The organism is Sphingomonas sp. Leaf28, from assembly GCF_001421685.1.
Lineage (GTDB): Bacteria > Pseudomonadota > Alphaproteobacteria > Sphingomonadales > Sphingomonadaceae > Sphingomonas > Sphingomonas aurantiaca.
On record NZ_LMKX01000008.1, the window covers coordinates 562,431 to 580,550 of the forward strand.

At 64.7% G+C, this 18,120-nt stretch carries 18 protein-coding genes; 15 read left to right on the forward strand and 3 right to left on the reverse strand.

The features are described from left to right. Positions 1-118: 118 nt before the first annotated feature. Both ASE79_RS13050 and ASE79_RS13055 read right to left on the reverse strand, forming a co-directional pair. Complete coding sequence (locus ASE79_RS13050) at positions 119-1,897, reverse strand: cation:proton antiporter (RefSeq protein WP_056417116.1); 1,779 nt, start codon at positions 1,895-1,897, stop codon at positions 119-121. Positions 1,898-2,128: 231 nt separating this feature from the next. After that, on the reverse strand, positions 2,129-3,349 hold the full coding sequence (locus ASE79_RS13055; protein WP_056417119.1) for an NADP-dependent isocitrate dehydrogenase: 1,221 nt from the start codon (positions 3,347-3,349) through the stop codon (positions 2,129-2,131). Positions 3,350-3,502: 153 nt separating this feature from the next. Between ASE79_RS13055 and ASE79_RS13060 the strand changes: the two genes are divergently transcribed. Together ASE79_RS13060 and ASE79_RS13065 are read left to right on the forward strand one after the other, a co-directional pair. Further along, positions 3,503-4,231: a phosphatidylserine decarboxylase gene (locus ASE79_RS13060; protein WP_056417121.1), complete on the forward strand. Its 729-nt coding sequence runs from the start codon at positions 3,503-3,505 to the stop codon at positions 4,229-4,231. Continuing rightward, the gene (locus tag ASE79_RS13065; RefSeq protein WP_056417126.1) at positions 4,231-5,088 is read left to right on the forward strand and encodes a CDP-alcohol phosphatidyltransferase family protein; all 858 of its coding nucleotides are present in this window, start codon (positions 4,231-4,233) and stop codon (positions 5,086-5,088) included. The genes ASE79_RS13060 and ASE79_RS13065 overlap by 1 nt, the downstream gene beginning before the upstream one ends. Here the strand turns inward: ASE79_RS13065 and ASE79_RS13070 are convergent. After that, complete coding sequence (locus ASE79_RS13070; protein WP_235516923.1) at positions 5,027-5,260, reverse strand: hypothetical protein; 234 nt, start codon at positions 5,258-5,260, stop codon at positions 5,027-5,029. The genes ASE79_RS13065 and ASE79_RS13070 overlap by 62 nt on opposite strands. 325 nt (positions 5,261-5,585) lie before the next feature. Here ASE79_RS13070 and rpsB point away from each other — a divergent pair, with 325 nt between their 5' ends. The 13 genes from rpsB (at position 5,586) to ASE79_RS13135 (ending at position 17,770) form a co-directional block, all read left to right on the forward strand. Beyond that, a complete protein-coding gene (gene rpsB / locus ASE79_RS13075) occupies positions 5,586-6,437 on the forward strand; it encodes a 30S ribosomal protein S2 (RefSeq protein ID WP_056417133.1) in 852 nt (283 codons plus the stop codon). 90 nt (positions 6,438-6,527) lie between these two features. Next, positions 6,528-7,460 carry a translation elongation factor Ts gene (gene tsf / locus ASE79_RS13080; RefSeq protein WP_056417135.1) on the forward strand — a complete coding sequence of 311 codons (933 nt, stop codon included), beginning with the start codon at positions 6,528-6,530 and terminating at the stop codon, positions 7,458-7,460. Between the two features lie 348 nt (positions 7,461-7,808). Continuing rightward, on the forward strand, positions 7,809-8,537 hold the full coding sequence (pyrH, locus tag ASE79_RS13085; protein ID WP_056417137.1) for a UMP kinase: 729 nt from the start codon (positions 7,809-7,811) through the stop codon (positions 8,535-8,537). A 1-nt stretch (position 8,538) separates the two neighbouring features. Continuing rightward, positions 8,539-9,096, forward strand: a complete 558-nt coding sequence (frr, locus tag ASE79_RS13090; RefSeq protein ID WP_056417139.1) for a ribosome recycling factor — start codon at positions 8,539-8,541, stop codon at positions 9,094-9,096. 26 nt (positions 9,097-9,122) lie between these two features. Beyond that, positions 9,123-9,842 (forward strand): isoprenyl transferase, encoded by a 720-nt coding sequence (locus ASE79_RS13095; RefSeq protein WP_082445288.1) that lies wholly within the window; start codon positions 9,123-9,125, stop codon positions 9,840-9,842. A gap of 65 nt (positions 9,843-9,907) precedes the next feature. Next, entirely contained in the window at positions 9,908-10,663 is a 756-nt protein-coding gene (locus tag ASE79_RS13100) for a phosphatidate cytidylyltransferase (protein ID WP_056417375.1), read from the forward strand. Beyond that, on the forward strand, positions 10,660-11,814 hold the full coding sequence (locus tag ASE79_RS13105; protein ID WP_056417145.1) for a 1-deoxy-D-xylulose-5-phosphate reductoisomerase: 1,155 nt from the start codon (positions 10,660-10,662) through the stop codon (positions 11,812-11,814). Before ASE79_RS13100 ends, ASE79_RS13105 begins: the two co-directional genes overlap by 4 nt. Positions 11,815-11,841: 27 nt before the next feature. After that, positions 11,842-12,975, forward strand: coding sequence for an RIP metalloprotease RseP (gene rseP / locus ASE79_RS13110; protein ID WP_056417148.1), 1,134 nt, complete (start codon positions 11,842-11,844; stop codon positions 12,973-12,975). Between the two features lie 56 nt (positions 12,976-13,031). Continuing rightward, positions 13,032-15,803, forward strand: coding sequence for an outer membrane protein assembly factor BamA (gene bamA / locus ASE79_RS13115; RefSeq protein ID WP_416354511.1), 2,772 nt, complete (start codon positions 13,032-13,034; stop codon positions 15,801-15,803). Further along, on the forward strand, positions 15,803-16,468 hold the full coding sequence (locus ASE79_RS13120; protein ID WP_056417152.1) for an OmpH family outer membrane protein: 666 nt from the start codon (positions 15,803-15,805) through the stop codon (positions 16,466-16,468). The genes bamA and ASE79_RS13120 overlap by 1 nt, the downstream gene beginning before the upstream one ends. Positions 16,469-16,531: 63 nt before the next feature. After that, entirely contained in the window at positions 16,532-16,981 is a 450-nt protein-coding gene (fabZ, locus tag ASE79_RS13125; protein ID WP_056417376.1) for a 3-hydroxyacyl-ACP dehydratase FabZ, read from the forward strand. 104 nt (positions 16,982-17,085) lie between these two features. Beyond that, a complete protein-coding gene (gene rpmE / locus ASE79_RS13130) occupies positions 17,086-17,316 on the forward strand; it encodes a 50S ribosomal protein L31 (RefSeq protein ID WP_055880673.1) in 231 nt (76 codons plus the stop codon). Between the two features lie 121 nt (positions 17,317-17,437). Continuing rightward, on the forward strand, positions 17,438-17,770 hold the full coding sequence (locus ASE79_RS13135; RefSeq protein WP_056417155.1) for a PilZ domain-containing protein: 333 nt from the start codon (positions 17,438-17,440) through the stop codon (positions 17,768-17,770). Positions 17,771-18,120 lie beyond the last annotated feature (350 nt).

An 18,120-nucleotide genomic window follows, 5' to 3' on the forward strand; every position in this document is an offset into this window, starting at 1 on the left:
ATCCGTCGTGGAGGGATGGGCGTTCAGCAATCCACCAACCCTGTTTCCCCGCGAAGGCGGGGACCCAGACTGGACTCCCGCCTTCGCGGGAGAACAAGGAGCGCTATGACCGGCCGCGCTACGCGGAGCGCGGCGTGCGCTTGGCCTTCCGGATACGCGGCTCGACCAGCATGTCCGCCGCCTTCTTGATCTCCTGCCGAAGCTCGTCGCGCTTTTCGTGGATCGAGGCGATCACCGGCCCCATCGCCACGCCGAGATCGACCAGCACCGCCTCGGCCAGTTGCAGCGAGCTCTCCAGCGTCTCCGGCACCGCGTCCGTCACACCGGCGCGGTAGAGCTCGGCGGCGTGCGCGGTATCGCGCGCACGCGCGACGATCGGCAGGTCCGGTGCCAACGCACGCACGCGCCGCGCGAGCCGCACCGTCAGTACGGGATCGTCCATCGTCAGGATCAGTGCCTTCGCCGTGTGCAGCTTCAGCCGATCGACCAGTTCCGCGCGCGAGACGTCGCCGAACAGCACCGGGTGCCCTTGCCGCCGCGCGGCTTCGACCGAATCGATATCCGCCTCGACCGCGACATATTTCTGACCGTGGACCGCGAGCATGTCCGCCACCATGTTCCCGACCCGGCCGAAGCCAATCACGACCGTGCCCGGACCGTCGTCGTCGATCTCGATATCACTCGTATCGGCGACCGACCGGCTCTCCAGATGGCGCGAGACGGTGCGGCCGAGCTTGGCGAGCAGCGGCGTGATCGTCAGCCCGATCGCAGTGACGGTCTGCCAGAAGGTCGCGGTCGAGGGCAGGATCAGCTGCGCCTGCGCGGCGGTGGCGAGCACGATCAGCGTCGTCTCGGACGGGCTGCCCATCAGCAGGCCGGTCTCGGCCGCCACGCCGCGCCGCGAATTGGCGACGCGCAGGAACAGGAACGTCACGATCGCCTTGACCGCGACGACGCCCGTCACCGCGAGCAGCAGCGACGGCCAGTTCTGCGCGATCAGCCGCAGGTCGAGGCTCATGCCGACAGAGATCAGGAACACGCCGAGCGCCAGGCCCTTGAACGGCGCGGTGATCACCTCGACCTCGCTGTGGTATTCGGTTTCCGCGATCAGCAGCCCGGCGAGCAGCGCGCCGACGATCGGCGACAGCCCGGCGGCGGTGGTCGCGACACTGGCGACGATGACGACCAGCAGCGACGCTGCAAGGAACAGCTCGGGGCTTTTGGTCCGCGCGGCCTGTCCGAACAGCCGCGGCAGGACGACCCGCCCGCCGACATACATCGCGACCACCGTCAGGCCCCCGCGTAACGCCACCCCGGCGATATCCGCCCAGCCATCGGCGCTTGCAGTCGGCGCGAGCGCACCGAGCACGAAGATGATCGGGACGAGCGCCAGATCCTCGAACAACAGCATCGCGAACGCGCCGCGCCCGACCGCGCCGGTGGTGCCGACGAGCGGCAGGACCAGCGCGGTCGACGACAGCGCGAGCGCGAACCCCAGCCCGATCGCGCCGGCCCATCCCTGGCCGATGAAGTGGAGCGCGACGCCGATGATCAGCGCGGAGCCGATCAGCTCGGCCGCGCCGGTGCCGAACACCAGCCGCTTCATCGACCATAGCCGCTTGAACGAGAGTTCGAGCCCGATCGAGAACAGCAGCAGGATGATCCCGAACTCGGCGAACGGCTCGATCGATTCGGGGTTCGAGATGGTGAGGTAATAGAGCCACGGCGCGACGCCGGTGAGCGCACCAAGCCCGGCGGGGCCGACGAGCAATCCGACCAGGATGAACCCGATGACCGGGCTCACCTTGAATCGCGCAAATGCGGGGATCACCAGCCCGGCAGCGCCGAGAATGACGAGCGCGTCGCTGAAGCTGTGGTTGTCGAGCCGTAATGCCATGCCTGCAACCTTAGGGGAGGCGTGGCGGAATTGTCACCCGTGGTGTTGCATGGGTGGCATGTGGTGTTCGGGTCTGATCTCCCCCTCCGTCATCCTGACGAAAGTCAGGATCCAGAGCCACGAAGGACGGTCCTTTATTACTCTTGATCCTGACTTTCGTCAGGATGACAGGAAGGGGGCAGTGGCCGAAGAAAAACCCCGCTCCCGTCATCGGGGAGCGGGGGAATCCAGTTACGCCCAGTTGGCCATTTCAGCTTCGAGGTTCGCGCGGACCTGCTCGAAGAACTGCTCGGTCGTCATCCAGGGCTGGTCGGGGCCGATCAGGATTGCGAGATCCTTGGTCATGTGGCCGTTCTCGACCGTCTGGACGCAGACGCGCTCGAGCGTCTCGGCGAACTTCGTGACGTCGGGCGTATCGTCGAACTTGCCGCGATACTTCAGGCCACCCGTCCAAGCGAAGATCGACGCAATCGGGTTGGTCGAGGTCGCCTTGCCCTGCTCGTGCATGCGGAAGTGGCGCGTGACGGTGCCGTGCGCGGCTTCGGCCTCGACGGTCTTGCCGTCCGGGGTCAGCAGGATCGAGGTCATGAGGCCGAGCGACCCGAACCCTTGCGCGACCTGGTCCGACTGGACGTCGCCGTCATAGTTCTTGCAGGCCCAGACGAACTCGCCGTTCCACTTGAGCGCGCTGGCGACCATGTCGTCGATCAGGCGATGCTCGTAGACGATGCCCGCTTCCTTGAACTTGTCCTTGAACTCGGCCTCGAACACCTCGGCGAACAGATCCTTGAAGCGGCCGTCATAGGCCTTGAGGATCGTGTTCTTGGTCGACAGGTACACCGGCCACTTCAGGTTCAAGCCGTAATGCATCGAGGCGCGTGCGAAATCGCGGATCGAATCGTCGAGATTGTACATCGCCATCGCGACGCCCGCCGACGGGAACTGGAACACTTCGCGGTCGATCGTCGCGCCGTCATCGCCTTCGAACACGAGGCGCAGCTTGCCGGGGCCGGGGACGAGGAAATCGGTCGCGCGATACTGGTCGCCGAACGCATGACGGCCAACGACAATCGGGTGAGTCCAGCCAGGGATCAGGCGTGGGACGTTCTTGATGACGATCGGCTCGCGGAAGATCGTGCCGCCGAGGATGTTGCGGATCGTGCCGTTCGGCGACTTCCACATCTTCTTCAGGCCGAATTCGGTCACGCGCTGCTCGTCGGGCGTGATCGTCGCGCACTTCACCGCGACGCCGTGCTTCTGCGTGGCGAGCGCGCTGTCGATCGTGACCTGGTCGTCGGTCGCGTCGCGATGCTCGACGCCGAGATCGTAATAATCGAGCTGGATGTCGAGATACGGCTTGATCAGGCGCTCGCGGATCCATTCCCAGATGATCCGGGTCATCTCGTCGCCGTCGATCTCCACGATCGGATTCTTTACCTTGATCTTCGCCATGTGCGCGTCCTTCGGGGGAGGGGTTTGACGAGCGTCTAGGGGAGCGCGTCGCGTCGATCAACCGTTGGCCAACCACCCGGCAACCGTTGGCCCTGTAAGGAAAAGCCGGTTCATCGTTGTATCGCGCGTCGTGCACGGATAGACCCGCGCGTTATGGCATCGCTCGACAAGCCGCCCGTCACGACCTCCACGGTCAAATGGCGATTTCCCGCAGTCCATCCGGAAGGCCACAAATACGTCGCGATCGCGACCGGCGTCACGCTGCTGCTGGCGATGGTCAGCCACGTGTTGTTCTGGCCGATGGTTGGCGTGGTGATCTGGGTTGCGACGTTCTTCCGCGATCCGGTCCGCACCACACCGCAGGGCGAGGGGCTGGTCGTCGCACCGGCCGACGGGCTGATCACGATGATCCAGCGCGTTCCCATCCCGCGCGAGCTCGCCGGCGAAAATGGCCTCGGCGATGCGCCGCTGGTGCGCGTCTCGATCTTCATGTCGGTGTTCGACGTGCACATCAACCGCACCCCGATTGCTGGGACGATCCGTCAGGTGGTCTATATCTCGGGCAAGTTCCTCAACGCCGATCTCGACAAGGCGAGCGAAGAGAATGAGCGCCAGCATTTCGTGGTCGAGGACCGCACCGGAATGCGGATCGGCTTCACGCAGATCGCCGGCCTCGTTGCGCGCCGTATCCTGGGCTTCGTGAAGGCGGGTGACATGGTCGCAGCTGGCCAGCGGATCGGCCTGATCCGGTTCGGCAGCCGGGTCGACGTGTATCTGCCCGATCATGTCGTGCCGCAGGTATGCCTCGGCCAGCGCAGCATCGCGGGCGAGACCGTCCTGGGTCGTGTCGGTGGCGTGCCAGTCGGGGGTATCGCGCAGTGATGGACCGCGACGATATCGACGACGGCTCGACCGATTCGATCGAAGGCCGCGGGCGGGGACGCTTCGGCCGCACGCGCCGTGCGCCGCGTGGGCTTCCCTTGCGCGCGGTCGCGCCCAACGCGGTAACGGCGCTTGCGCTGTGCTCGGGTCTCAGCGGCGTGCGATTCGCAATCGGCGGGCAATGGGAAAGCGCCGTTGCGATGATCATGGTCGCGGGCGTTCTCGATGGCCTCGACGGCCGGATCGCGCGGATGCTGCATGGCGAGAGCCGGTTCGGTGCCGAACTCGATTCGCTGTCGGACGCGATCTCGTTCGGCGTTGCGCCGGCCCTGATCGTCTATCTCTGGTCGCTCGCCGCGCTGCCGCGGGTGGGCTGGATCTGCGCGCTAATCTTCGCGGTATTCTGCGCGCTGCGCCTCGCGCGGTTCAACGCCAAGATCGACGAAAGTCACCAGCCGCATAAATCTGCCGGTTTCCTGACCGGCGTGCCAGCGCCCGCCGGCGCCGGCCTTGCACTGATGCCGATGTTCTTCTGGTTCTGGACCGACGAGGCGCGCTTCGCATCGCCCTATTTCGTCGCGCCATGGGTCGCATTCATCGCGCTGCTGATGGTATCAAGCGTCGCGACCTATTCCTGGGGCTCGCTCAAGCTGCGTAGCAATGTGCGGTTCGAGGCCCTCGCGCTCGTCGTCCTGCTCGGTGCCGCGATGGTGAGCGCGCCATGGCATACGCTCAGCATCATCTGCGTGCTGTACCTGATCTCGATGCCGTTCAGCATCGCCAGCTACGCCAAGATCAGGCGGCAGCGTTCCAGCGGCGCGCGGACGACGGAGTCGTCGTCGACGCCCAGCGCCTGACAGCGATCCGGCGCTCGGCGACTGCGAGCGTCCGGAGCGGCTGGAAGGCGGGTTCGACATTGCCCAGCGCAAGCCGGACGATGCGATCCCATTGTGGCGCGATCGACGATACGATCATCATGCCTGCGACCGCGAATGCACCTGCAAAAACCATGAAGCTCAGAACCAACATCACGTCCGCCTTCCTATGAGTTGCGAACAAATTCCTAATATCCGCAAACACTTGGTCAGAAACATCGTTCCACTCGTCGCATTTCGAATCTCGCCCTGCCGGGGTGATTCCGCGCCGAGTCGAACATCTGTTCCTCTCTGAGCCCTTTATGTTCTCATTGCGTTCCATGAGTCAAGCTGTGGTTGAGCGATTGCGTTTCGGGTAAAGCCACGCTAAGGGGCGCGCCTCTAACCCCGCATGGGAGGCATCATAGCCCGGTGCGTCACGGTCATTCGGCCAGGACGTCATCCGCTTCCCAGAGGCACAACCGGAAGGATATATCCCTATGGCGGCACCAGTCGTCTCCATGCAGCAGCTCATCGAAACGGGCGCGCATTTCGGCCACCAGACTCACCGGTGGAACCCCAAGATGAAGCCGTACATCTTCGGTGATCGTAACGGCGTCCACATCCTCGACCTCTCGCAGACCGTGCCGCTGTTCGCACGCGCGCTCGAGTTCGTCTCGTCGGCCGTCGCCGGTGGTGGCAAGGTCCTGTTCGTCGGCACCAAGCGTCAGGCGCAGGAGCCCGTCGCGGACGCAGCGCGTCGTTCGGGCCAGCACTTCGTCAACCATCGCTGGCTGGGCGGCATGCTCACCAACTGGAAGACCATCTCGGGTTCGATCAAGCGTCTCAAGACGCTCGAGGAAATGCTGTCGGGCGACACCGTCGGCCTGACCAAGAAGGAAGTCCTTCAGCTCACCCGCGAGAAGGACAAGCTCGAGCTTTCGCTCGGCGGCATCCGCGACATGGGCGGCATTCCCGACGTGATGTTCGTGATCGACGCGAACAAGGAAGAGCTGGCGATCAAGGAAGCGAACACGCTGGGTATTCCCGTCGTGGCGATCCTCGATTCGAACGTCTCGCCGGACGGCATCGCGTTCCCGGTCCCCGCGAACGATGACGCCGCCCGCGCCATCCGCCTGTACTGCGAGGCGATCGCGATCGCCGCGACGCGTGGCGGCCAGGAGCAGCAGCGCCGCACCGGTGCTGACGTCGGCGCGATGATCGAGCCGCCGAAGGAAGAGGCCATGGCCGAGCCGACCGTCGAGGCAACCGCCGACACGACGCAGGCTGCGGCGAATGCCGATACCGCTGCCGAGTTCGCAGCTGAGGGTGAGCGCCAGATCGACGCGTAAGCGTCGTCGTCGAACCGTCATGCGGGCGGGGTAGGGCATTGGCTCTGCCTCGCCCGCAACTACATTCAGACCTAAACAAGGATGAGAGACATGGCCGATATCACGGCAGCAATGGTCAAGGATCTGCGCGAAAAGAGCGGCGCAGGCATGATGGATTGCAAGAAGGCGCTCAGCGAGAACGCCGGCGACATGGATCAGGCGATGGATTGGCTGCGGACCAAGGGTCTCGCTGCCGCTGCCAAGAAGTCCAGCCGTACCGCGGCCGAGGGCCTGGTTGGCGTCGCCGTGTCGGGCACCAAGGGTGCTGCGGTCGAAGTCAACTCGGAGACCGATTTCGTCGCCAAGAACGACCAGTTCCAGTCGTTCGTCCGTGACGTGACGCAGATCGCGCTCGCCAAGGGTGGCGACATCGAGTCGCTCAAGTCGCAGGCGATGCCGTCGGGCAAGACCGTCGAGGAAGTCCTGACGAACAACGTCGCGACGATCGGCGAGAACCAGTCGCTGCGCCGCTCGCGCACGCTGGAAGTCAGCAAGGGCGCGGTCGTGCCCTACATCCACAATGCCGCTGCCCCCGGCCTCGGCAAGATCGGCGTGCTCGTCGCGCTCGAATCGGAGGCTTCGGATGAGGTTCTCCAGGCGCTCGGCAAGCAGCTCGCGATGCACATCGCAGCCGCCTTCCCGAAGGCGCTGAACGAAGCCGACCTCGACGAGGGCGAGATCGAGCGCGAGCGCGCGATCGCGACCGAGAAGGCCGCCGAATCGGGCAAGCCTGCCGACATTATCGCCAAGATGGTTGAAGGCGGTATCGCCAAGTACCGCAAGGAGCATGCGCTGGTCAGCCAGCTGTTCGTGATGGACGGCAAGACCAAGATCTCCGACGTCGTCGCCAAGGCCGGCAAGGATGCGGGCGCCGAGATCAAGCTGGTGGACTATGTCCGCTTCCAGCTCGGCGAAGGCATCGAGAAGGAGCAGTCCGACTTCGCAGCCGAGGTTGCTGCAGCGTCGGGCGTTCCGCAGGCGTAAGCTGACTCTTTCCCTCGCCCCTACGGGGATAGGGAAGGGGCCCGCGGCCGCCTGGCCGTGGGAAGGGTGAGGGGAGTGGTGAGGTCTTGAGCCTCACGCCCCCTCATCCGGCCCTGCCGGGCCACCTTCTCCCCCGAGGGGAGAAGGATAAGGCGGTGCTATTCCACCCAGCCACGATCGGTTCCCGCCTCCCCGGGAATGGCAGTACCAGTCCCGCGCGCACTCCCGCGACCGATGATTTTCCGTCGCTTTGCCGTGGAGAGATGGTGCAGGCCTCGCGCGGCGCTTCCCATCGTGGCGCTCGCCGCCTAAGGTCCGCGCCGCCCCGCCAATCACAATTCGAGATTTATGACGCCTCCGCGCTTCAAACGTATTTTGCTGAAACTGTCGGGCGAGGTCCTGATGGGATCGTCCGGCCTGTCGATCGACACCGAGGTCACCGCGCGCGTCGCGGGCGAGATCGCCGATGTCAAAGCCAAGGGCTATGAGATCTGCATCGTCGTCGGCGGCGGGAACATCTTCCGCGGCATGGCCGGCGCCGCCCGCGGCATGGACCGCGCGACTGGCGACTACATGGGCATGCTCGCGACCGTCATGAATGCGCTCGCGGTGCAGAACGCGCTCGAGCAGATCGGCATCGACACGCGCGTCCAGTCGGCGATCCCGATGGCGAGCGTCTGCGAGCCGTTCATCCGCCGTCGCGCCGAGCGCCACCTCGAAAAGGGTCGCGTCGTGATCTTCGCGGCGGGCGTCGGCAGCCCCTATTTCACCACTGATTCGGGCGCCGCGCTGCGTGCTGCCGAGATGAAGTGCGATGCGCTGTTCAAGGGAACCTCGGTCGACGGCGTCTACAACGCCGACCCGAAGACCCACCCCGACGCGGTGCGCTACGAGACAGTGTCGTACAGCCGCGTGCTGTCCGACGACCTCAAGGTCATGGACGCCAGCGCGATCGCGCTGTGCCGCGACAACAATATCCCGATCGTCGTCTTCAACATCCGCGAACCCGGCAATCTCGCCGCGGTGCTGGCGGGTGATGGCGTGTCGACGGTCGTTCAGAACGAGCAGGAGAGTTAAGATGGCAGCGTATGACAAGAGCGACCTGGAACGCCGCATGGCGGGTGCCGTCGAAGCGCTGAAGCATGATCTGGCGGGTCTGCGCACCGGCCGTGCGTCGACCGCGCTGCTCGATCCGGTAATGGTCACGGTGTACGGCTCGTCGATGCCGCTCAACCAGGTCGCGACCGTGTCCGCGCCCGAGCCGCGGATGCTGTCGGTGCAGGTCTGGGACAAGTCGAACGTCGGCCCGACCGACAAGGCGATCCGTTCGGCCGGCCTCGGGCTCAACCCGATTGTCGACGGCCAGACGCTGCGTCTGCCGATCCCCGATCTGACCGAGGAGCGCCGCAAGGAACTCGCCAAGCTCGCCGGCCAGTATGCCGAAAAGGCGCGCATCGCGGTGCGCAACGTCCGCCGCGACGGCATGGATTCGCTGAAGGTCGACGAGAAGAAGGGCGTGTTCGGCGAGGACGAGCGCAAGCGTCACGAGACCGAAGTCCAGAAGCTGACCGACAGCATCATCGCCGAGCTCGATGCGACCGCGACCGCCAAGGAAAAGGAAATCCTGGGCAAGTGAGGCCGTTGGCCTCTTCGACTGCGCCGTTGGCTGCCGTCCCGTCGGGCGGGGCGGTGCCGCGTCATGTCGCGATCATCATGGACGGCAATGGCCGCTGGGCGAAGAAGCGGTTCCTGCCGCGCTTCGCTGGGCACAAGGCCGGGGTCGAGGCGGTGCGCAAGGTGACTCGCGCCGCGCGGGCCATGGGGATCGAGGCGCTGACGCTGTACGCGTTCTCGTCAGAGAACTGGCGGCGTCCGGTCGAGGAGGTCAGCGACCTGATGGGATTGCTCCGGCATTTCATCCGGAGCGACCTCGACGAACTCGCGCGCGAGAATGTGCGGCTGCGGGTGATCGGCGACTATCACAGCTTTTCGGCGGATCTCGTCGCGATGGTCGACGATGCGATCGCACGCACCGCGACCAACACCGGCCCGATCCTGGCGATCGCGCTGAACTACGGCGCGCATGCCGAGCTGGTGACCGCCGCGCGGCGCCTGGCCGAGCGCGCGCGCGACGGTTCGCTCGATCCCGCCGACATCGATGCGGCAAAAATCGAGGCTGAACTCGACACGCATGACCTGCCGCCGCTCGACCTGATGATCCGGACGTCGGGCGAGCAGCGTCTGTCGAACTTCCTGTTGTGGCAGGCGGCCTATGCCGAGCTGCTGTTCGTCGACACGCTGTGGCCCGATTTCGACGCCGCTGCGCTTGCCGATGCGGTTGCGGCGTTCGGCCAGCGCCAGCGCCGCTACGGTGGCCTGTGAATCTCACCGATCCCGACAAGGCCCCCGATCAGGCGCTGCGCACGCCGTCCAATCTCCAGCTCCGGATGATCGCCAGCATCGGCATGATCGCCGTGGCGAGCATCGCGCTGACGCTCGGCGGGATCGCGTTCTGGCTGCTCGGCGTCTTCGCCGCGCTGTTCATGATGGCGGAATGGTCGATGCTGCAGGGCGCCGACGCCAAGACCAAGCGCATGACGCAGTTCGCGCTGTCGGTACCGCTCGCGCTGATGGCGCCCGCATCGCTCATCCTGGTGGTGCATGATTTCTTCACGCTCGGGCTGCTCGCGGGCGCCGCGTTCTTCGTCGTCATCACGACGAGGAAGCCGCAGCTTGCGCTCGGCATCCTGTACTGCGGTCTTCCGGTGCTCGCGCTGATGATCATCCGGCGGCAGGACGACGGCATTCTCTACACGCTCTGGGCGCTGTCTCTGGTGTGGGCGTGCGACATCGGCGCGTTCTTCACCGGGCGGACGCTGCGCGGGCCCAAGCTCGCGCCCGTGATTAGCCCGAACAAGACCTGGTCGGGGCTGATCGGTGGCGTTGTGCTGGCCGGTGCGGTCGCGGCGGTCCTGCACACGCACTATGGCCTGCCGATGCGGCTGGCGCTTGCGACGCCGGTGCTCGCCGTGCTCGCGCAGATGGGCGATCTTTATGAGAGTTGGTTGAAGCGGGTGGCAGGCGTGAAGGACAGTGGCAATATCCTGCCCGGGCATGGCGGCGTGATGGATCGCCTCGACGGGCTGGTCCCGGTCGCGCCGATCGCCGCGGCGCTCGTCCTGTTGCCAAATCTCTACGCATGAAGAGCGTCACGATCCTGGGGGCGACCGGTTCGGTCGGCACCTCGACGCTCGACCTGATCGAGCGCGAGCCCGATCGCTTCCGCGTCGTCGCGCTGACCGCGAATTGCGACGTGGGCCGGCTCGCCGAGGCCGCGATTCGCACCAGGGCCGAATTCGCGGTCGTCGCGGACGAGGGGTGTCTTCCCGATCTCCGCGATGCGCTGGCTGGCACCGGAATCCGTGCAGGCGGCGGTGCCGAGGCGATCGCCGAGGCCGCCGCCTCGGGCGCGGACTGGACGATGGGCGCGATCGTCGGCTGCGCGGGGCTGAAGCCGGTGATGGCGGCGATCGAGCAGGGCGGCACCGTCGTGATCGCCAACAAGGAGCCGCTGGTCTCCGCCGGCGACGTCATCCTCGCCGCGGCGAAGCGGACTGGCGCGACTCTGCTGCCGGCCGATTCCGAACATAACGCGATCTTCCAGTGCTTCGATTCGGCGCGTCCCGAACGCGTCCGAAGGATCATCTTGACGTGCAGCGGCGGGCCGTTCCGCGACTGGACGATCGAGCAGATGCGCGACGTCACGCTCGAACAGGCGGTCAAGCATCCCAACTGGTCGATGGGCGCGAAGATCTCGGTCGATTCGGCGACCTGCATGAACAAGGGCCTCGAACTGATCGAGGCCGCGCGGCTGTTCCCGATTGCGCATGACCGGATCGAGATCGTCATCCACCCGCAGTCAGTCGTCCACAGCCTCGTCGATTATGTCGACGGATCGGTGCTGGCGCAGCTCGGGCCCCCCGACATGCGTACGCCGATCGCGCACACGCTGGCCTGGCCCGACCGGATGGCGACTCCGATGGCACCGCTCGATCTCGTCGGAATCGGCCGACTCGAGTTCGAGGCACCCGATCCGGTCCGCTTCCCGGCGCTGCGACTCGCGCGCGAGGCACTGGACGCGGGGGGCGCGCGACCGGCGATTCTCAACGCCGCCAACGAAGTCGCGGTCGAGGCTTTCCTGAAACGGCGTATTTGTTTCCTCGAAATTGCCGCAATCGTCGAACATACATTATCATGTTACGACCCGGCCGCGCCGGACAGCGTCGATGCCGTCTTGGCGATCGATGCAAAGGCGCGGATATTGGCGGGCGAGCGTGTACAGGCCCGTCAATGACGGTCGTCCAGTGAAGGATTACGCGGTTTGATCGAAACACCCGGCATCCTGTTGACCATCCTGTCGTTCGCGCTGGTGATCGGGCCGCTCGTGTTCGTGCACGAGATGGGGCATTATCTTGCCGGGCGCTTTTTCGGGATCAAGGCGGATGCCTTCGCAGTCGGTTTCGGTCGCGAGATTGCCGGGTTCACCGACAGCCGCGGAACGCGCTGGAAGTTCGGGTGGCTGCCGCTCGGTGGCTATGTGAAGTTCGCGGGCGACATGAACCCCGCCAGCCAGCCCTCCGCGGAATGGCTGTCGCTACCTGCCGAAGAGCGCCAGCGCACCTTCCAGTCGAAGCCGGTGTGGCAGCGCGCGATCGTCGTCGCGGCGGGGCCGGTCGTCAATTTCGTCGTCGCGATCCTGATTCTCGCCGGGTTCGCCTTTGCGTATGGCGATATCCGCATGCCGCCGGTCGTCGGCGGCACGCTGCCCGGCAGCCCCGCCGCCGCCGCAGGATTGCAGGCCGGCGACCGGATCACCGCGATCGGCGGCCGATCGGTCGAGACGTTCGACGACCTGGCCCGCTATGCCCGGATCCGCGCCGGCGAGCATACGCAGATCGACGCGGTTCGCGGCGACCAGTCCGTGTCGCGCGATGTCGTGATCGGCACCGAATTGCAGCGCGATCGATTCGGCAACGAATATCGCATCGGCCGTCTCGGGATCGAGGGCGGCAAGCCCGTCATCATCCCCGTCTCTCTCCTCGAAGCCCCCGTCGTCGCGGTGAAGCGCACCGGCGAGATCGTCTCGATGATGGTCGAGACGCTCGGGCAGGTCATCACCGGGCGGCGCTCGGTGAAGGAGCTTGGCGGACCGCTCAGCATCGCCAAGGTGTCGGGCGAGCAGATGTCGCTCGGGCTCGACGCCTATGTCTTCCTGATTGCCCTGGTTTCAATCAATCTGGGGTTCATCAATCTGCTGCCAGTGCCGATGCTCGATGGCGGTCACCTCTTCTTCTATGCGATCGAGGCGGTGCGGCGGCGCCCTGTCGAGCCGCAGGTGCAGGAGTGGGCGTTTCGCGGCGGTCTCGCGGCGATCCTCGCGCTCATGCTGCTGGTGACCTTCAACGATCTCGGCAATTTCGGGCTGTGGAAGAATCTGGCTGGCTTGATCGGCTGACCACGATAGGGCAGGGCGGGCGCGCCTTGTATGTGCACGTTTTTAGGGTGGGTTTGGTGACAGCGATCAACGGTAATGATTTCGCGCGCAAGGGCGCCCTGCTGCTTGCAGGAACGATCCTGTCGGGCGTTCCCGCGCTGGCACAGACTGTGCCCGCAGGTTCCGGGACTCCGGCGCCCGGTAGGCAGGCTGCACCGAAGGCTGTAACGGCCAAGGCTTCTGTGGGTGTAACGCCCGTCGCCGCTCCGGTATCCGCGCGGACGATAAAGACTTTGCGAGTCGAGGGATCGCAGCGCATCGAGCCCGAGACGGTGCTGTCATACACCAAGCTGCGCGTCGGCATTCCATACACCCCGGAAACGCTCGATCAGGCGCTGAAGGATTTGCAGGCGAGCGACCTGTTTGCGGATTACTCGATCGCGGGCGTCGAGGACGGCAACATCGTGCTCCGGGTTCGCGAGAATCCGATCATCAACCGCGTGATCATCGAGGGTAACAAGGCGCTCAAAAGCGACAAGATCACCAAGGAGATCAAGCTCGCGCCGCGCCAGATCTTCACGCGCACCGCGGTCCGCCAGGATATCGGCCGGATCATCGAGCTGTATCGTCGTCAGGGCCGCTTCGCCGCGGTGGTCGATCCCAAGATGGTCAATCTCGACCAGAACCGGGTCGACGTCGTGTTCGAGGTCAGCGAGGGACCGAAGTCCAAGGTTCGCCAGATCAACATCCTCGGCAACGAGGTGTTCTCCGACGACCAGATTCGCGGCCAGATGGCCACCAAGCAGTCGCGCCTGTTCCGCCTGCTGTCGTCGGCGACCAGCTATGACCAGGATCGCCTGTCCTACGATCAGCAGAAGCTGCGCCAGTTCTACCTGACGCAGGGCTATGCCGATTTCCGCGTGACGTCGGCGGTCGCCGAGCTGACCCCGGACAAGAAGGACTTCATCATCACGTACGTGGTGGAAGAAGGTAAGCGCTACAAGTTCGGCGACGTCACCGTCGACAGCCAGATCCGCGACTTCGACAACACCAAGCTGGCAGCCACGCTGCCGCTGAAGAAGGGTGACTGGTACAACGCCAAGCTCGTCGAGGATTCGGTCGACAATCTCAGCCAGACCGCGGGCCTGTTCGGCTATGCGTTCACCGAGGTGAACCCGGAGTTCCAGAAGGACGCCGAAACGCTGACGATGGGGATTAATTTCAACATCGCCGAGGCCAAGCGCACCTATGTCGAGCGGATCGACATCAACGGCAACACGCAGACGCAGGACAAGGTCGTCCGCCGCGAGATCCGCCTGGCGGAAGGCGATGCGTTCAACAGTTTCCAGGTGAAGCGTTCGCAGGATCGCATCAACTCGCTCGGCTATTTCGCGGACAAGATGGAGATCAAGCAGCTGCCGGGCTCGGCGCCCGACCGCGTGATCCTCGAGACGAACCTCGAAGAGAAGTCGACCGGCGAGCTCCAGCTGTCGGCAGGCTATTCGAGCCTCGAGCGCTTCATCGTCCAGGCGAACATCACGCAGCGCAATTTCCGCGGCAAGGGCCAGGAGCTGCGCGCCGGCGTGAACTATTCGAGCTATTCGAAGTCGGTCGAGCTGGGCTTCACCGAGCCGTATCTGTTCGACAAGAACATCGCGCTGGGCGGCGATCTGTTCCGCCGCGATTACAACTCGTTCAACTATGTCGGCAATGATCGCCAGACCAACTACTCGCAGGTCTCGACCGGCTTCCAGCTGCGCGCCGGTGTGCCGCTGACCGAATTCTGGTCGCTGTCGGGTCGTTATGGCCTCTCCTATGACGAGGTCAGCCTCGACAGCCAGTATTTGAACGCAGATGGCTCGTGTAACCTGCTCGTCGCCGGCCGCTATCTTTGTGAAGCGATCGGCAACCGGTGGACGTCTTCGGTCGGATATTCCGTCAGCCGCGACACGCTGAACAGCCGCCTGCGCCCGACAGCGGGCTCGCGTTTCTCGTTCAGCCAGGATTTTGCCGGGCTTGGCGGCGACGTGAAGTATCTTCGTACGCGTCTCGAAGGGTCGAAATACGCCAACCTCGGTAGTGGCTTCATCGGCTCGATCATCGCGGAGGGTGGTTACATCCATTCGCTCGAGAAAAGCCGTGGACCCGGCATCGATGCGGTTCGCATCACCGACCGCTTCTATCTGGGCGAACCCCAGTTCCGCGGCTTCGACATCCGCGGCGTCGGCCCTCGCGTCTTGCGCGCTGCCTATAGCAACGGCACGCCGACCCAGGTTCTCGCGACCGATCGCAACACGATCCAGGACGATGCGCTCGGCGGCCGTGCCTATTATCTGGCGCGCGCCGAAATCGAAATTCCGTTGGGATCGGGCGCGCGTGAACTTGGCCTCCGTCCGTCGATCTATGCGCAGGTGGGCAGCCTGTTCGGCATCAAGCAGCCACTGCCGACCCAGGTGTTCCCTGACCTGATCGATCCGACCACTGGAAAGTCGTATAAGGGGTCGATCTTCACGCCTGCGGTGAATGGGAGCAACCAGCCGCTCTACACCTATACGACCACCGATTCGACCGGCGCGCCGATCACTGCCAATACGATCTGCCAGAACGGGTCGCCGGATGCGACGGGCAGCTGTATCGGCACCAATGCAAATCCACGCGCGCTCAATGAACAGACGCCGTTCCAGGAATCGTTCCTCGGCAACTCGGCCAAGCCGCGTCTGTCGGTCGGTGTCGGCGTGAACTGGAACTCGCCGTTCGGCCCGCTCCGGATCGATCTCGCGAAGGCCTTGCTCACCCAGAAGGGTGACGACCCCAAGCTTATTACTTTCAACGTAGGGACACAGTTCTGATGACGACGTTCAAGACGCTTCTCCTCGCCGCAGCGCTCGTTGCGCCGGCTGCCATGACCGCGACCGCTGCCGATGCACAGGTTTCGGGCGTTGCCGTTGCCGACGCGCAGGGTGCGATCGCCAACTCGAAGGCCTGGAACGCTGCCCGCGCCCAGATCGAGACGACCTACAAGGCACAGCTCGATCAGGCCGAGACCCGCCGTCAGGCCGTCGCACGCGAGCTCCAGCCGCTGGTTACCGCGTTCCAGACCGCACAGCGTGCGCCCGGCGCGACCGAAGCGACGCTTCGTCCGCAGGCTCAGGCGATCCAGACTCGTGAAAACGCCGCCAACCAGGAACTCGCTCGCCTGACGCAGCCTGCGCAGCGCGCGCAGCAATATGCGATCGAGCAGATCCAGGCGAAGCTCAGCGACGCTGTGACCGCAGCGGTGCGCGCAAAGAACGTCAGCCTGTTGCTGCGTCCAGAGGCTGCGCTGTTCGCACAGCCGACCGCCGACATCACCGCCGCGATCACGACCGAGCTCGATCGTCTGGTCCCGTCGGTCAGCACTGCCGTGCCGGCGAACTGGCAGCCGAACCAGCAGGGTGGTCAGCAGCAGCAGGGTGCCGCAGCGGCACCAGCCGCTCGTGCACCTGCCGCGACGCGCACCCCGCAGGGTCGCTAAGCCAAACCGATGACCGAGATCGTCACTGCCGGGACCGCGGCTGAAGCCGAGGGCAAGACGGGGATGGGCCCGCTCGATATAGGGCGGGTAATGGCCGCGTTGCCGCATCGCTATCCGTTGCTGCTGGTCGACCGTGTCGAGGATCTGATCCTCGACACCTCGATCACCGCGATCAAGGCGGTGTCGATGAACGAGCAGTTCTTCCAGGGGCATTTCCCTGGACGGCCGATCATGCCCGGCGTGCTGATCGTCGAGGCGATGGCGCAGGCGGCGGGGATACTCGCCGTCGAGTCGCTCGGGCTCGCAGGCTCGGGCAAGCTCGTCTATTTCATGGCGATCGACGGGGCGAAGTTCAGGAAGCCGGTCGAGCCGGGCGTGTTGCTCAAGCTCGAGGTCGCGTTCGTCCAGAAGCGTAGCGCGGTGTGCAAGTTCGCCGGTCGTGCGCTGGTCGACGGGCAACTGGTCGCCGAGGCGAACTTCACGGCGATGATCGCCGACCCGCCCAAGGCCTGAGACCGGGGCTGAACCCGGCAATCTTGTAAATTAGGGCGCGTCCGTGTACGGGCGCGCCTTCCATTTCAGGCTGGTCGGAACCAGCCACATACCGGAGACGTCGCATGAAGGCCGATACACACCCTGATTATCACATGATCACCGTCCAGATGACCGATGGCAGCAAGTACCAGACTCGCACCACCTGGGGTAAGGAAGGCGATGTCATGACGCTCGAGATCGATCCGCTCGCGCATCCGGCATGGACCGGCGGCCGTGGCACGATGCTCGATACCGGCGGCCAGGTCGCGCGCTTCAACAAGCGTTTCGGTGGCGGTCTCACGCTCCGCAAGTAAGTATAAGCCCCGGAATGGGTTGGATTAAATCGGTTCCGGGGTCGTTTTTAAGATTTAGTTAGGCATCGGCGGCTAGACCGTACTGGCAATCCAAACTTGGACTCGCAAGGACGAGGACGCCATGTTCGCCGCCGACTTTGAACCCGCAGAGCGATCGACCCGCCGCGGTTCGCCACGGGCTCCGATCGCGCTCGACGTCAGCATCGGCAAGACGCACCGCACCTTGTGCAAGGTCGTCGACATCTCGATCAATGGCGCACGCCTCCAAACCTATTCCGCGCTCAAACGCGGCTCGAACATATGGCTCAATCTCCCGCATATCGGGCAGGTCGCCGCCACGGTGATGTGGGCGGACGATTTCACCGCAGGCTGCCAGTTCCGCAAGCCACTGCCGATCGCGGTTTTTGCAACCCTGACCAGCACGGACGAGAACGCGGACGCAACTGCACGCTAGCGGGATCGCGGGCCTGAACGTCCTGCCCCGTGGCATGGCAAACCTGCTCGAGACGATCGGCTAAAGCGGCGTAGAAGCCCGTGCGGCGCAAGCCTGATCTGCAGGCCGGATGGAAGGGTAGGGCGGCAGCATTCCGGGCTGAGATTCGAAAAGTGACCCCGAACTGTAAAAAACCGTTTGACGGGTCTGCGGGGTGGCCGTAGAGGGGTGTCACCGCAGCGAACGGCCACACGGTCTGGTCGCTGAGGTCGCAAAAAACCAGATGCTCCAAGCTTCCTGCAAGGGAGGTTATGCGAGTGTCGGTATTTTTGTCGGCTCTTTGACATTGTAGGTTTAGATGAAGGGACATG